At 37.1% G+C, this 15168-nt stretch carries 18 protein-coding genes and 1 riboswitch; all 18 genes read left to right on the forward strand.

Annotated features, from left to right (window positions below):
- The first annotated feature begins 25 nt into the window (after positions 1 to 25).
- The 18 genes from BUB87_RS03640 (at position 26) to hypB (ending at position 15141) form a co-directional block, all read left to right on the forward strand.
- Positions 26 to 799, forward strand: coding sequence for an IclR family transcriptional regulator (locus BUB87_RS03640; protein WP_073341861.1), 774 nt, complete (start codon positions 26 to 28; stop codon positions 797 to 799).
- Positions 800 to 1004: 205 nt separating this feature from the next.
- The gene (locus BUB87_RS03645) at positions 1005 to 1655 is read left to right on the forward strand and encodes a bifunctional 4-hydroxy-2-oxoglutarate aldolase/2-dehydro-3-deoxy-phosphogluconate aldolase (RefSeq protein ID WP_234945943.1); all 651 of its coding nucleotides are present in this window, start codon (positions 1005 to 1007) and stop codon (positions 1653 to 1655) included.
- Between the two features lie 45 nt (positions 1656 to 1700).
- Positions 1701 to 2651 carry a sugar kinase gene (locus BUB87_RS03650; RefSeq protein ID WP_073341965.1) on the forward strand — a complete coding sequence of 317 codons (951 nt, stop codon included), beginning with the start codon at positions 1701 to 1703 and terminating at the stop codon, positions 2649 to 2651.
- A complete protein-coding gene (locus BUB87_RS03655) occupies positions 2651 to 3295 on the forward strand; it encodes a bifunctional 4-hydroxy-2-oxoglutarate aldolase/2-dehydro-3-deoxy-phosphogluconate aldolase (protein ID WP_073341863.1) in 645 nt (214 codons plus the stop codon). Before BUB87_RS03650 ends, BUB87_RS03655 begins: the two co-directional genes overlap by 1 nt.
- 41 nt (positions 3296 to 3336) lie before the next feature.
- The gene (locus tag BUB87_RS03660) at positions 3337 to 4332 is read left to right on the forward strand and encodes a C-terminal binding protein (RefSeq protein ID WP_073341864.1); all 996 of its coding nucleotides are present in this window, start codon (positions 3337 to 3339) and stop codon (positions 4330 to 4332) included.
- 66 nt (positions 4333 to 4398) lie between these two features.
- Positions 4399 to 4502, forward strand: a riboswitch (SAM riboswitch).
- Positions 4503 to 4594: 92 nt separating this feature from the next.
- Positions 4595 to 5623 (forward strand): homoserine dehydrogenase, encoded by a 1029-nt coding sequence (locus BUB87_RS03665; protein WP_073341866.1) that lies wholly within the window; start codon positions 4595 to 4597, stop codon positions 5621 to 5623.
- Positions 5624 to 5733: 110 nt separating this feature from the next.
- Positions 5734 to 6741 (forward strand): LacI family DNA-binding transcriptional regulator, encoded by a 1008-nt coding sequence (locus tag BUB87_RS03670; RefSeq protein ID WP_159432361.1) that lies wholly within the window; start codon positions 5734 to 5736, stop codon positions 6739 to 6741.
- A gap of 96 nt (positions 6742 to 6837) precedes the next feature.
- Positions 6838 to 7176, forward strand: a complete 339-nt coding sequence (locus tag BUB87_RS03675; RefSeq protein WP_073341867.1) for a response regulator — start codon at positions 6838 to 6840, stop codon at positions 7174 to 7176.
- Positions 7177 to 7253: 77 nt separating this feature from the next.
- Positions 7254 to 7877, forward strand: coding sequence for a hypothetical protein (locus BUB87_RS03680; protein ID WP_073341869.1), 624 nt, complete (start codon positions 7254 to 7256; stop codon positions 7875 to 7877).
- Positions 7878 to 7892: 15 nt separating this feature from the next.
- Entirely contained in the window at positions 7893 to 8744 is an 852-nt protein-coding gene (locus tag BUB87_RS03685) for a class II fructose-1,6-bisphosphate aldolase (protein WP_073341871.1), read from the forward strand.
- Positions 8745 to 8929: 185 nt separating this feature from the next.
- Positions 8930 to 10843, forward strand: a complete 1914-nt coding sequence (locus BUB87_RS03690) for an NADH-quinone oxidoreductase subunit 5 family protein (RefSeq protein ID WP_073341872.1) — start codon at positions 8930 to 8932, stop codon at positions 10841 to 10843.
- Entirely contained in the window at positions 10840 to 11688 is an 849-nt protein-coding gene (locus BUB87_RS03695) for a respiratory chain complex I subunit 1 family protein (RefSeq protein ID WP_073341874.1), read from the forward strand. The genes BUB87_RS03690 and BUB87_RS03695 overlap by 4 nt, the downstream gene beginning before the upstream one ends.
- A gap of 12 nt (positions 11689 to 11700) precedes the next feature.
- Positions 11701 to 12159, forward strand: a complete 459-nt coding sequence (locus BUB87_RS03700) for an NADH-quinone oxidoreductase subunit B family protein (protein WP_073341875.1) — start codon at positions 11701 to 11703, stop codon at positions 12157 to 12159.
- 17 nt (positions 12160 to 12176) lie between these two features.
- Positions 12177 to 12617: an NADH-quinone oxidoreductase subunit C gene (locus tag BUB87_RS03705; protein WP_073341877.1), complete on the forward strand. Its 441-nt coding sequence runs from the start codon at positions 12177 to 12179 to the stop codon at positions 12615 to 12617.
- Between the two features lie 18 nt (positions 12618 to 12635).
- Positions 12636 to 13715, forward strand: a complete 1080-nt coding sequence (locus tag BUB87_RS03710; protein ID WP_073341879.1) for a hydrogenase large subunit — start codon at positions 12636 to 12638, stop codon at positions 13713 to 13715.
- Positions 13716 to 13725: 10 nt separating this feature from the next.
- Entirely contained in the window at positions 13726 to 14154 is a 429-nt protein-coding gene (locus BUB87_RS03715) for an NADH-quinone oxidoreductase subunit I (RefSeq protein WP_234945944.1), read from the forward strand.
- Entirely contained in the window at positions 14154 to 14528 is a 375-nt protein-coding gene (gene hypA / locus BUB87_RS03720) for a hydrogenase maturation nickel metallochaperone HypA (RefSeq protein WP_073341880.1), read from the forward strand. The genes BUB87_RS03715 and hypA overlap by 1 nt, the downstream gene beginning before the upstream one ends.
- A complete protein-coding gene (hypB, locus tag BUB87_RS03725; RefSeq protein WP_073341882.1) occupies positions 14497 to 15141 on the forward strand; it encodes a hydrogenase nickel incorporation protein HypB in 645 nt (214 codons plus the stop codon). Before hypA ends, hypB begins: the two co-directional genes overlap by 32 nt.
- Positions 15142 to 15168 lie beyond the last annotated feature (27 nt).

Here is a 15168-nt window from a genome sequence, read left to right on the forward strand (position 1 = left end):
AAAACCAGAAAGAAGGAGTACACAAATGAAAGGGTCTAAAATAAAGAATATCCAATCACTGGACAGAGCAATACAGATACTCGAGGTTCTGGGTAATAATCCGAGTGGTATGGGCGTTAGCGAACTATCACGTGTAGTAAATCTTCCTAAAAGCACTGTTCACCGTATTCTTGATACATTGTTACAGAAAGGCTATGTTGAAAAAAATAGTGAAAAAGAAAAGTATAAATTGGGCTTAAAAATAGTAGAATTAAGTAATAAAATCTTGGCCAATATGGAATTAAGAAGTGAAGCACGCCCTTACCTAGAAGAACTGATGAATTATGTAAATGAGGTTGTGCATCTTTGTGTATTACGAGATGGAGAAATGGTTTATATTGATAAGGTAGAATGTCCTAATCCTATCCGTATGTATTCACAAATTGGAAGACGTATACCTGTACATTGTACAGCAGTTGGGAAAGCTACTTTAGCATTTTTACCTAAAGATGAGGTTATTAGAATATTAGAAATGAAGGGTATGCCTCGAAAAACTCAGAATACTATTACGGACTTGCAACAATTGCTCAATCATTTAGAAGAGGTTAGACGGTTGGGTTATGCTGTAGATGATATAGAGCATGAAGAAGGAATTCGTTGTGTTGCTGCGCCTATTTTTGACGGCACAGGGCAAGTTGTAGCTGCTATAAGTGTTGCAGGGCCAGATTTTCGCATAACAATAGAGAGAATACCAGAATTAGCAGATAAAGTTAGAGAAGTAGCACAAAAAATTTCTCAGAGGTTAGGTTATTTTGCGTAATAGTTATAGACACTTGAATTGTAATTATATTTTAGTAATTTTATCTAATTTTTGAAAGAAAATTTGTCAAAAGAACCAGAAGGAATTAGAGGTTTTTTGTCAAAAGTAAATTAATGAAGTAGCAAAACATCGTTCCACATAGTGAAACACAGAGAAAGCGGTAAACAAAAATTACAATGCGTTTCATGAGATAAGGGATGGTGATATGAATATGATGTTACCAAAAATTGCTGAGAGTGGCCTTGTAGCTATAATTCGTGGGATTGATAAGAACTATTTATTATCAGCAGTAGATGCTTTAATGGAAGGAGGATGTAACACCGTAGAGATAACATGTGATACACCGTCTGCTATAGAAATGATCGATACATTAAAAGAAAATTTTAAAAACGACCTAATAATTGGAGCTGGAACAGTATTGGACCGACAAACAGCAAGACTAGCTATTTTAGCCGGTGCCCAATTTATTCTTATGCCTCATCTTTCTGTAGATGTTATAGAAATATGCAATCTTTATGGTAAAGATGTTGTTCCTGGAGTAATGACTCCCACTGAAATTACCCAGGCACTTCAATTAGGATGTAAGATGGTAAAAATATTTCCAGCTAGTATTCTTGGAGCAAGGTATTTTACTAATATTTTGAAACCAATTGCGCAAATACAAATGATGGCAGTAGGAGGTATAAATATTTCAAATGCTGCAGATTATTTGCGGGCTGGGGCTGTAGCTTTAGGTGTGGGTAAAAATCTTATCAATAAGGAGATATTAGAAAGAGGAGAGTACAGTGAGATTATCGCCAAAACGCGAGAATATTTGAGAATAATTTGTGAAGTAAAAGGAAATATTGCAAGATAAAAACATTTATTTTTAAACATGTATGTTGAAGGGGTGATAAAAGAAATGCTGGATGTTGTTACACTAGGTGAAACGATGGTACTTATGAATCCGGAGAGTTCTGGACCGCTTAGATATATTAGTACTTTTACCAAACAGATCGGTGGTGCAGAATCAAATTTTGCGATTGGAATTGTGCGATTGGGCCATAAAGCAGGTTGGATCAGTAAATTAGGGAATGATGAATTTGGAAAATACATACTTTCTTTTATCAGAGGAGAGGGAGTTGACACTTCATGTGTTAAATTTGATCCAGAAGCTCCCACTGGGGTATACTTTAAAGAGCGAAGAGAGTATGGAGAAACCAAAGTTTACTATTATCGTCGGGGTTCAGCGGCTAGTAGGCTTACACCTGGTGATCTTGATCCAGTCTATATAGGCTCTTCAAAGTACTTACATATTACGGGTATTACACCGGCTCTTAGCGAGTCTTGCTACTTAACAGTAAAAGAAGCAATAAAAATTGCAAAAAGTAGTGGCGTAAAGATATCATTGGACCCTAACATTCGTTTGAAGTTATGGAGTAAGGAACGAGCTCGAGAAGTAATTATGGAATTGGTCGCACAAGCAGATATTGTTCTACCTGGCATAAGCGAAGGAGAGATATTAGTTGGAGAAAAGCAACCAGAAAAGATAGCTGCCAAATTTCTAGAATTAGGAGTAAATATTGTTGTGGTCAAGTTAGGCAAAGATGGTGCTTATTATGCTACCACAAGCGAAAGCAAATATGTACCTGGATATCCTATTGATAAAGTAGTTGATCCAATAGGAGCAGGAGATGGATTTGCTGCTGGTTTTATAGCTGGCCTACTTAAAAGCTATAGTTTAGAGCAAGCAGTAAAGTTGGCCAATGCAGTAGGGGCAATTGTAACGACTGTCATTGGAGATGTAGAAGGTTTGCCAACAATGGAAGAGGTTGAGATATTCATGGGGAAAAGAGAGGAGGTTAGCCGGTGATGAATGGTTTAGAGAAAATTAAGAATAGTGGGATAGTTGCGATTATTCGTGGTGCTAAGAGCGATACTATTTTAAAGATAATTCAAGCTTTAAGAGAAGGTGGAATAGATAATATTGAAATTACTGTTGAGGTCCCAGGAGCAATAGAGATTATAAAGGAAGTCAATGCTCAACTGAGAAATGAAATTTATTTAGGAGCAGGAACTGTTTTAGATGGAGAAACTGCTAGATTAGCTATTTTAGCTGGAGCCCAATTTATTGTATCTCCAAGCATGCACCCTGATGTAATTACAGTGAGTAAGCGTTATGGGAAAATTGTTATTCCTGGGGCGATGACACCAACTGAGATTGTTAGGGCTTATGAATTAGGAGCAGATATGGTAAAAGTTTTTCCAGCGGACGTTTTAGGACCTCAGTATATAAAAGAGATACGGGGACCTTTAAGTCATATACCTATAATGGTTACTGGAGGTATAGATTTGCACAATGCGGCAGATTTTATTAAGGCTGGTGCTACAGTGATTGGAATTGGTGGTTCTCTAATATCTCAAAAAATTTCACAAGACGAAGAAAGTTTTAAAATGATAACCGAGAAGGCACGCAATTTTGTCGAAGAAGTCAAAAGAGCTCGATTGGAAAGATAAACTATGTTGAGAAAGACCTAAATAAGTAGGGAGGAGAAAAAATGGATCAATTAAAGGTTGTGGTAACCGATTATGAATATGCTGATCTAAGATACGAGGAAGAGGTGTTAAAGAAGGCGGGTATCAAACTGATACCTGCACAATGTCGTACAGAAGATGAATTGATTTCAGCATGTAAAGACGCGGATGGACTGTTAAATCAGTATGCTCAAATTACGCGACGTGTTATTGAGGCATTAGTGAAATGTAGAGTAATTGGTCGCTATGGTGTTGGCGTAAACACTATTGATATGGAAGCTGCTACAGATAAAGGTATTTGTGTAGTTAACGTCCCTGATTATTGTGTGGACGAAGTTTCAGATCATGCTTTAGCTTTACTGCTAGCATGTGCTCGCAAGGTGGTTTTGTTAAACAACAGTGTAAAAAATGGCAGATGGGATTATAAAATAAGCAAGCCTATTAATCGGTCAAGAGGAAAAGTACTCGGCATTGTGGGATTTGGCCGTATTCCACGGGCATTAGCTCAGAAAGCGAAAGCTATTGGTTTTAGCCTATTGGTTTACGATCCTTACATTACTTCGACGGATGCAGAAGCTTACGGGGCTAAACTGGTTGAATTGGAAGAATTGATGGCAAAATCTGATTTTGTATCGGTACATGCTCCTTTAACTAAACAAACTTATCATATGATTGGAGAAAAAGAATTGAGTTTAATGAAGCCAAGTGCATTCATAATCAATACAGCAAGAGGACCTGTTATTGATGAGGAAGCTTTAATTAAAGTTTTAAAAGAAGGGCGAATAGCTGGAGCAGGTTTAGACGTGTTGGAAGAAGAACCTACTCCACGAGATAATCCTCTGTTGACTATGGATAATGTTATTATTACTCCTCATGTTGCGTGGTATTCTGAAGAAGCAGAAGTTGAGTTACGAACAAAAGCAGCGCAGGGAGTTGTTGACGTATTGCTTGGCTACTGGCCAAAATACTTAGTGAATAAAGATGTAAAAGATAAGATACAATTAAAAGTTTTTTATTGACATCTAAGGGCAATTGCATTATACTTATAGACAAATAAGTAAATAATAAGTGAATAATGTAAGCGACTCTTATCGAGAGTGGTGGAGGGACTGGCCCGATGAAACCCGGCAGCCGGCACATTAAGTGCGTCTGGTGCTAAATCCTGCAGGTGAAACCTGAGAGATGAGAGGACGGCTTTTTTTATAAAAAGCTCTCTTCATCATCGAAGAGAGCTTTTTTTAGCCAAAAATCGCGCAATCACAAGTTTCGGGGGGTGCTTATATGCATATAGAAATAGGATTGTTAGGGTTTGGAACAGTAGGTACGGGCGTGTATAAGCTGTTAGAATTAAGGCGAGAGAAAATAAAGAAAAGGACAGGTTTTGATGTATCAATAAAAAAAATATTGGTAAGGAATCCTCAAAAACAAAGGAATGTATTATTTGAAAAAAGTTTGTTGACAACGAACCCTGAGGATATTTTGCTGGATAAAAATATAGATATAATTGTTGAGGTGATGGGAGGGGTACACCCTGCCAAAGAGTACATTGAAAAGGCGATTATAAATGGCAAAGATGTAGTGACTGCCAACAAAGAACTGATGGCAAAACATGGACTGGAACTTTTGAAGCTAGCTGAGAGCCATGGGGTTTCTCTGAAATACGAAGCGACTGTTGCAGGTGCTATACCTATAATAAGGCAGATAAAACAGTTTACTGTGACCGACGATATTTATTATATAGGAGGAATATTAAATGGCACGTGTAATTTTATACTTACGCAAATGAGCGATAATAAGTGGGATTATTATACTGCATTAAAAGAGGCACAACGATTAGGATATGCAGAAGCTGATCCTTCTTATGATGTGCTTGGATACGATTCGATGTTTAAGTTAAAAATACTTATCAGAGAAATATTTGGTGCTGAAATGGATGTTAAAGATATGGAGGTGGAGGGAATAGCAAACATCTCCAGAGATGATGTGGAAGAAGCAGAAAGGAATGGCTGTAAAATAAAATTATATGCATGGGCTAAGAAAGAAGGCGACAAAATAACTGCTGGAGTTGGACCCAAACTCTTTGATGCTAACAGTATTTTTAGCAGGGTAAGCGGCGTTGAAAATGCGGTTTTAGTAAAAGGCGATGGCTTTGGACAACAGCTGTTTGTGGGGTATGGCGCTGGACAGATGCCTACAGGAGATGCGGTATTATCTGATATTTTGGATGTTATAAATGATTATAGATTTATCCGAAAAATATCTGTTGATAAAACAGAATACAAAAATAGTTTCACAACTGTTGCCTTGTAGAGAAAATAAAGGTATACAATACCTTTATTTTTTTTGTTTCTTGTTGCTTTCATATATAGTATAATAATTATAAAGCAGTAAGATATCGTTTGCTCGAAGGGGGATTTATATTGAATATAAAGACGATTGCCAAGGAAGCGGGTGTTTCAGTTTCTACAGTATCTAAAGTTATAAATGGTTATGAAGATATAAGCAAAGAAACAAGAGAAAAGGTATGGAGTGTAATAAAACGTTTTAATTATCAACCTAACCAGATTGCACGGGTGCTCTGTACCAAGAAATCCTGGCTGATAGGGCTGCTTTACGATGTCTGGAATGACTACGAAAATGAGTTTTTTAGTGAAATAATCATGAGTTTTAAACATACGGTAGAGGAAAGTGGCTATAATATTCTTTTTTTAAACCTCTATAAAATAAAAAATGAAAATATCTCATATGTTAGTTACTGTGAGCAATATAATTTGAATGGAATTTTAATTATCGGATTTAAAGAGGATGATCCATATATAAAAGAATTAATAGAAAAAGAAATACCATGTATAGGCATAGATATTCCCATAAATGGTAAGAAATGTGGATATGTGACATCTGATAACTATGGAGGTATTGCAAAGGCGGTAGATTATCTTTATGAATTAGGTCATCGAAAAATTGGATTGATAAATGGGAGAACAGATATGTATGTTGCAAGGGAACGTTATAAAGGATTTATATCTGCTATGAAGAAAAATAATATTGAGATTGTGAAAGATTGGATATGTAATGGTGATTTTAGTGAAGAAAGTGGTTATACTGTAATAAATGAAATGCTTAAAAGAGGTAGTACACCATCAGCCATAATAGTAGCAGGAGGTGACAATATGGCTTATGGAGTTATTAATGCTCTAAAAGGGCATGGCTTGAAGGTACCTGAGGATATATCAATAATAGGATTTGACGACATAAGATCAGCTAAAATATTTACACCACCTCTTACTACTATAAGACAGGATAAATTAATGATGGGTAAGGCAGCGGCTTGGTCTTTGATAAACATGATAAATGATAAGTCATTTAAAGCTCCTGTGACCATCATACCTACCGAATTGATAATTCGCGAGAGCACCAAATCTATTTAGTTTCGGTTTGTGTATTTAAAGAAGGATTTTTGATTTTTGTAAAGAAATACAATATTCGCAGAGAAATTTATTTTAGCTGATGGAGAAGGGGAAACGATGAAGAAAAACATATTGGTTGTGGATGATCAAAAAGCTTTGTGCTTTATTATAAGAGAGGTTTTTAAGGACAGATATAACGTAGAGGTAGCTCATGATGAGAACGAGTTAAAAAATATATTAAAAAGGATGTATCCACATATTGGAATATTTGATTATCACCTAAATGGACATAATGGGTTGGAATTATTAAAGTGGGCAAAAGAACAATGTCCTGACATGGAGTGTATTCTTATGACGGCATATGATATCTGGGAAATAAAAAAAAGTGTACCACCTTTTGTAAGTATTTTAAAAAAGCCTTTTGATATAAATGACTTAAAAACTATTATAGAATAATTTACGGGCATAAAGGAATTTCGGAGTGGATGTAGAATATATAAATACAAAAGGAATATATTTTGGGGAGGAAAAAAATGCCCGTATTAGAACCTGTCATAACAATTGGTTACAAATGTGACATCTGTGGCAGGCTGAATATTAATAAGGTGAATCTTTTTGAGATTTCTAAAAATGGCGTAATTGATTTGAAATGCGAATGTGAAAATAGCCATATATCTATAGCTAGAGCAAAAAGAAATTATGTGTTTAAGGCATCATGTTTTGGTTGCGGCTGTGTACACACCTATTCGTTTCATTTGAATGAAATATTGTCTTTGAAAAATGTTATATGTCCTTATTCTAAGGAAAATATGTTTTATGTGGGTGCTCAACAGTCGGTTATTAAGATGCTGGAGAAGCTTGAGAGTAATTTAAATATAATGGCTGAAGAAATGGGATTCAAAAGCCAATTTGTTAATCAAGACGTAATGATACAGGTTTTAGATAAGATACATGAATATGCCAATAAAGGTAATATCCTATGTAGTTGTGGTGACCCTGATCTTTCATTGAGGCTAATGAGCAATGGTATTTTATTGACATGTGAAAGGTGTTATGATAGTATTACAATCAATGCAAGGAATATTCAAGACCTTCTTGCATTAGTTGATAAAGGATATGTGCAGCTCATATCCGGAAAAAATCAAAGGACTAAGTGAAGTGGAGGATTTGTTATGTTGGTTTCGGGCAAAGAAATACTTCAAAAAGCAAATGAGGGTGGTTATGCTGTAGGAGCATTTAACACCAGCAATCTGGAAATTACTCAGGCTATAATCGAAGCCGCAGAGGAAGAAAAAGCACCTGTCATAATACAGGTGAGTATGAGTGCTATCAAATATGCTGGCATTGAAAACATCGCTGCTATTGTTATTACGGCTGCGAAAAATGCCAGTGTTCCAGTGGCATTGCATTTAGATCATGGTACTGACTTTAATGTTGTGATGCAGTGCTTGAGAAATGGATGGACTTCTATTATGTTTGATGGTTCTAAATATCCTTTTGAAGAAAATGTAGCTATAACAAAAAATATTGTAAATATTGCTCATCCTATGGGAGTATCTGTAGAAGCAGAATTGGGCAAGATCGGAGGGACAGAAGACCATATTACTGTTGACGAGAGAGAAGCTACTATGACGGATCCGGATGAGGCAGTGAGATTTGTAGAGCAAACCGGTGTTGACTACCTGGCGATAGCTATAGGAACTGCTCATGGAGTATACAAAGGAGAACCCAAACTCGACTTTGACAGATTGCAAAAGATTAAGTCTCTTTTAAAAATGCCTATAGTTTTGCACGGCGCATCGGGTGTCCCTGAGGAGTCGATTGTTAAAGCCGTAAAGTTGGGTGTAAATAAAATAAATATTGATACCGATTTAAGACAGGCGTTTGATTCAGCGATTAGAAGTTACTTAAACGAAAATCCCAATCAATATGATCCAAGAAAGATATTGGCGGCTCCAAGGGAGGCTATGAAGAAAGTCGTAGCTCAAAAGATAAGGATGTTTGGAAGTTCTGGAAAGGCTTGAGGCATTAAAAAGGTAGAGGATGGCTTTAATGGCCATCCTTTTTCTATGAAAGGTTGTTTGATAAATTATAAACTAACATTGACTTTTTACAGGATAAGAATAAAATAAATGTGGAAAGTTTATTTGGAGAAAGATTGTATACAGTACACAAATTTTTTGAAAATTGAAGGTGGGTGAAAGAATTTATGCAGGCAGGTTTGTTTATAAATATTTTGTTACCGTTTGCTATTGCCTCGATAATTTATTTTGTTAAAAACGTCAAAGTGAGGAATATACTCATTATCGTCACTGCAGGATTGGTCATCATGAGTTCTGTGTATATATGGTTTGAGAAACCTGGGAGAATACCAGCAGGCTCGATAATAGGGGTACCTTTAGATAAGATAATTGAAGTTATGGATTTTTTGCTGGGATTATATATCCTGTATATTTCTATATCGTTAAAAAAATGGTATCTTGTTATGCTTTCTCTGGCGCAGGTTATACCGATGCTGATTTTTGAAGTAATTATTGGACCAAATTTGGAAGTAAAAGATGCCTTGTATATAGATAACCTTTCTATGGTATTAAACCTTATTGTATCGATTATAGGTACATTAATATGGGTGTTTTCTATAAGATATATGGCAGAAGATGAAGAGCACAAGAAGATATATCCATCGAGGCAAAATAGGTTTTTCTTTGTATTAATACTATTTATAGGTGCGATGAATGGATTGGTATTGTCAAATAGCCTTACTTGGGTGTACTTTTTCTGGGAAATAACTACTTTGAGCTCGTTTTTGCTGATAGGACATGATAAGACAAAAGATGCTATAAATTCTGCTATCAGGGCTTTGCTTTTAAACAGCTTTGGTGGAGTAGCTTTTGTGGCCGCGATTATAATCGCATATTATGAATATGGTACTCTTGACATCCAGAAGATTGTCGCATTGAGGCCTTCAGGCTTATTATTGGAGCCTATTGTGTTATTGTGCTTGGCGGCGTTTACTAAATCAGCCCAGATACCCTTTCAAAGCTGGCTTTTAGGTGCTATGGTGGCTCCCACTCCTGTGTCTGCATTGCTTCATTCTAGCACTATGGTAAAAGCGGGTGTTTATTTGATATTGCGTCTGGCTCCTGCTTTCAGGGATACGTGGGTTAGCGACATGGTAGCCATATTTGGTGCCTTTACTTTTGTAGTTGCATCGCTTTTTGCTATCGGACAGTCCAATGCAAAGCGTATTCTGGCGTATTCTACCATATCAAACTTAGGTCTGATAATAGCAGCTGCAGGTATAAATACACCTGCTTCAATAGCGGCTGGAATACTGCTTATTATATTTCATGCTATATCAAAAGCTCTTTTATTCCTATGTGTGGGAACAATTGAGCATCATATAGGTAGTAGGGATATAGAAAATATGCGTGGACTTTTTACAAAAATGCCCTATACCACTGTATTGACGGTAATCGGTTTGGTGACGATGCTTTTGCCACCTTTTGGGGTCTTGCTCAGCAAGTGGTTGGTCATTGAAACCGCTTCAAGCAATCCTCTACTGGTTTTACTTATAGCTATAGGTAGTGCTTTGACTGTTATGTATTATACCCGGTGGATCGGTATACTGTTAACTGGTACAGCATCTCAGGATAAAGTAGAAAAGGAAACTGAGCCTCCATCTATCAGTGTACCGCTGACATTATTAGCTATAGGTTCTGTCCTTATAAGCTTATTTGTCACTAATGTATTTAATGTAATGGTGGCACCAGAAGTGATATCATATTATAAAAGAATAGGTATAAAGGCATCTGAAGGTATGCTATCAATGTCCATAGGTGCTTTTAACCTGTTCCCTGTATTTTTAGCGATGGGCGTTGCCATGGTTTTAGGCTTGATATTTTTTAGAAAGAGTAACGTTAGCGCGACACCATATATGTGTGGAGAAACAATTAAAGACTATAAGTATGCTAAGATAAATAATGAACTTCAAACAGTAGAGGAGATTGTGGTTAGAAATTATTATTTTGAGGATTTAGTCTCTGAGCGTAAATTAGTGAAATGGGTGAATGCTATAGCTATAATATTAATTTTGATGATATTTGGAGTGATGATATTATGATAATACTTAAAATCATTTTTGCGTTAATAGTGTTGCCTATTGTGGGGGGCCTTATCGTAGGTATAGATAGGAAGCTTACAGCGAGATTGCAGGGCCGCTTTGGGCCACCTGTATTACAGCCTTTTTATGACTTCATAAAATTGATAGGAAAGGAAAGACAGCTTGTTAATGGGTTTCAAGCTTTAAGTGTGTTTATATATTTTGTTTCGTCAGCTTTAAGTCTTTTACTTTTTGTACTGAGGCAGGACCTCTTGATGATTATCTTTGTTATGTCTATCGGAGCTGTGTTTTTGGTGGTTGGTGCACTATCTGTTAAGTCACCATATAGTCAGGTGGGCAGCCAGCGGGAATTGTTGCAAATGATGGCATACGAACCCCTTTTAATACTTGTGATCGTCAGTATGTATCTTGTTACTGGAAGTTTCAGCATAAGAGCTATAGCAAATTATCCTGTACCGCTTTTTTTTAAGTTGCCACTTATATTTTTGGTTATGAGTATTGTTCTGGGTATAAAAATGAGAAAGTCACCTTTTGATATATCGGCTTCAGAACATGCTCATCAAGAAATAGTAAGGGGTGTGCTGACCGATTATTCAGGTATGTATCTGGCATTGATAGAAGCTGCCCATTGGTATGATCTTGTGTTACTTTTAGGGATAATAATGCTGTTTTTTGCTAATAACTGGTTAGTAGGAGCTGCTATTGCTTTAATATATGTGATATTTGAGATATTTATTGACAATGTTACGGCAAGGCTGACTGTAAAATGGATGATGCAATTTACCTGGATTGTTGGACTGGCATTGGCTGTAGTAAATATAGCATGGCTGTATTTTGTAAGGTAAGGAGGTGTGATTATGGGATTGTTAGATAAAGCCAGGAAGTTATCGCCATGGCTTATTCATTATGATTGTGGCAGTTGCAATGGCTGTGATATAGAACTACTGGCGTGCCTTACTCCGTTATACGATGTGGAGAGGTTTGGCATCGTGAATGTAGGCAATCCAAAGCAAGCTGATATATTGGTTGTGACGGGAACTGTAAATCAACAGAATAAGCACGTGTTAAAAAATATTTATGAACAGATGCCTGATCCTAAAGTAGTGGTAGCCATTGGTGTATGTGCTTGCACAGGAGGTATTTTTAGGGATTGCTATAATGTGTTGGGAGGAATAGATAAGGTCATTCCCGTGGATGTGTATATACCTGGTTGTCCGGCGCGGCCTGAACAAATCTTAAAAGGTATTGAATTGGCTATAGATAAGCTTGCTGAGAAAAGGAATAATATTAGAGAAGAGAAAAAAGATGTCGTTTAAAGGAGGGTATAAGTGACTTGGTAGAGGCGAAAGAAATTACTATAGAAAATTTGCTGGATGAAGTCAAATATTACCATGATTCTGGCTATAGGTTTGTAACGACGACCTGCATAGATATGGGTGATAAATTCCAGATTTATTATCATTTTGATAAAGATATGAAATTAGAAAACCTAAAGCTGATTGTGGATAAGAATACCAGGGTTCCCAGCATATCTTCGATTTATTTCTGCAGCATATTGTCGGAAAATGAAATGCAAGATATGTTTGGAATAGAATTCGATGGATTAGTAGTAGATTATGGTGGAAAATTCTTGCTGGGGGAAGACTCACCGTTGACTCCACAGGCCCATATTCAGGTAATAAAAAAGCCGTCTGCAGAAACAGCTGAGGATAAAAAAGGAGAAACAGATAAATCCAGTAAGGAATCAGATAACAAAAAAAGCGATTCATTATGAAGTAAAGGTGGTGGAAAAATGAGTGATAGGAGCATTATTCCCTTTGGGCCACAGCATCCGGTGCTTCCCGAGCCTATACATCTGAGACTAGTGGTAGAAGACGAGAAAGTGGTGGAAGCACTTCCTGCTGTAGGTTATGTTCACAGAGGTTTGGAAAAACTGGTGGATATAAAGAGCACTGATCAAATGGTTTATGTGGTTGAGCGAATTTGTGGTATTTGCAGTTGTATGCATGGACAGGCTTATTGTCAGGGTATTGAGCAGTTAATGGGCATTGAAATACCTGAAAGAGCAAAGTATTTAAGAGTAATATGGGCAGAATTGCACCGTATGCACAGTCATCTTTTGTGGTTAGGGCTGTTGGCAGATGCATTTGGGTATGAGAGTCTTTTTATGCAGACCTGGAGAGTAAGAGAAAAAATAATGGATATACTGGATAGGACATCGGGGAATAGAGTAATAATATCTGTAAATATAGTAGGTGGTGTCAAAAAAGATATCGATGCAGAGCTGCAAAAATGGACTTTGGAAAGCTTGAATGATGTTGAGAGGGAATTAAGAGAGATATACGACATAATGAAAGACGATTACACCATAAAAAAGAGAACGGTTGGAGTAGGCGTTATAAAAGCAGAGGAAGCTTATGAGCTGGGACTGGTAGGACCTATGCTGAGAGCTAGTGGTATTGCTCAGGATGTAAGGATGACAGGCTATGCAGCCTATAAAGACCTTGATTTTGAACCTGTTGTAGAAAAAGACGGTGACAGTTATGCCAGAATGATGGTAAGGATGAGAGAGCTGTTTCAATCCATTGATCTTATAAGAAAGGCTTTTGAAAAAATGCCAGGTGGAGAGATAAATGTAAAGGTAAAGGGTAGTCCTGATGGAGAAGTAATATCGCGTGTAGAACAGTCCAGGGGCGAGGTACTGTATTATATTAAAGCTAACGGCAGCAAAAATCTAGAAAGATTGAGAGTCAGAACACCAACTTTTGCCAATGTAGCTGCTCTTTTAAAGATCGTGCCTGGCTGTCAGTTAGCTGATGTGCCCGTATTGGTGCTTACGATAGATCCTTGCATTAGCTGTACTGAAAGATAGGGGGTGAGCTGTGGTGTTAAAGATGGGAATAAGGTTATTTAAAAATTTATTTACAGGGCCTGCTACAAGGCTTAAAATGAGGGAACCGTTTGAAAAACAAAGAGGTCATATTGACATAGATATCGAAAAATGTATATTCTGTGGCAGGTGTTCCAGAGAATGTCCATCGGGGTGTATAAAGGTTGATAGGAAAGCGGCAACGTGGGAACTAAATCCTTTTGAATGCATAATATGCGGAGTATGTGTCGATGTATGTCCTACAAAGGCCCTATCTATGCTAAAAGAGTTTAGGGATCCGTCAGATAAAAAAAGCTTGAAGGGCTATAAAGGAACACCACCTACAAGGCCTACAAAAGGTTCGAATAGCGATGATGCAGAAAAATCAGTAAAATCACCCGAAAAAAAAGCTTCTGACAGTAAAAAAAATGAGGTGGCCTGATGCACGAGTTATCAGTTACGCAAGCTCTTGTAGATATGGCTGTTTCGGAGGCTGCAAAGGCAGGGGCAACCTCTATTGATAAGATAAATATCGTCGTAGGAGAATTAACGGGTATTGTCGGTGAGAGCGTGCAATTTTATTTTGAGCTCATAAGCGCCGGTACACTGGCAGAGGGTGCACAACTCTCTTTTAGATATGTGCCGGCGGAATTCCACTGTGATAAGTGTGGTTACAATTATAATAGAAATGGCTTTTCTTTCAGGTGTCCAAAATGTGGCAATGCGGGCGTTATAACAAAGAGAGGTAATGAACTTTATATTGAAAATATTGAGGTGAGTTTTGATGGAGATAAAGGTTCTAAAAAACATACTTGATGCCAACGATAGGCTTGCCAATGAGAACCACCGTATTTTTGATGAAAAAGGAGTTACAGCTATAAATATCATAGGTTCGCCTGGTTCAGGTAAAACCAGCTTAATATTGAAGACCATAGAGTTGACAAAAGGTATATTGAATATACAGGTAATTGAAGGCGATATCGAGTCATCTATAGATGCAGAGAAAATAAATGCCACTGGTTCAAAAGCGGTACAGATAAATACCGGGGGGGCGTGCCATCTTGATGCAAACATGATAAAGATGTCCCTTGACGAGATGGAATTGAAAGAGGGAATTCTTTTTATCGAAAATGTCGGCAATTTGGTTTGTCCTGCAGAGTTTGAGATAGGCGAGGATCACAAAGTAGCAGTGATAAGTGTACCGGAGGGACACGATAAGCCATACAAATATCCATTGATTTTTTCAAAAGCTAGTGCTGTAGTACTGACTAAAGCCGACTTACTTCCATATATTGAGTTTGATATGGACTATTTTAAAGAGGGCCTAAAATCATTAAATCCAAATTATAGGCTTTTTGTTCTCAGTGTTAAAACTGGAGAAGGAGTAAATGACTGGATTGAATGGCTTAAAAAACATATAAAACATTAATGTAATAATAGCATGGCAATAGAAAGG

Origin of the sequence: Caldanaerobius fijiensis DSM 17918 (genome assembly GCF_900129075.1) — a bacterium.
GTDB lineage: Bacteria > Bacillota > Thermoanaerobacteria > Thermoanaerobacterales > Caldanaerobiaceae > Caldanaerobius > Caldanaerobius fijiensis.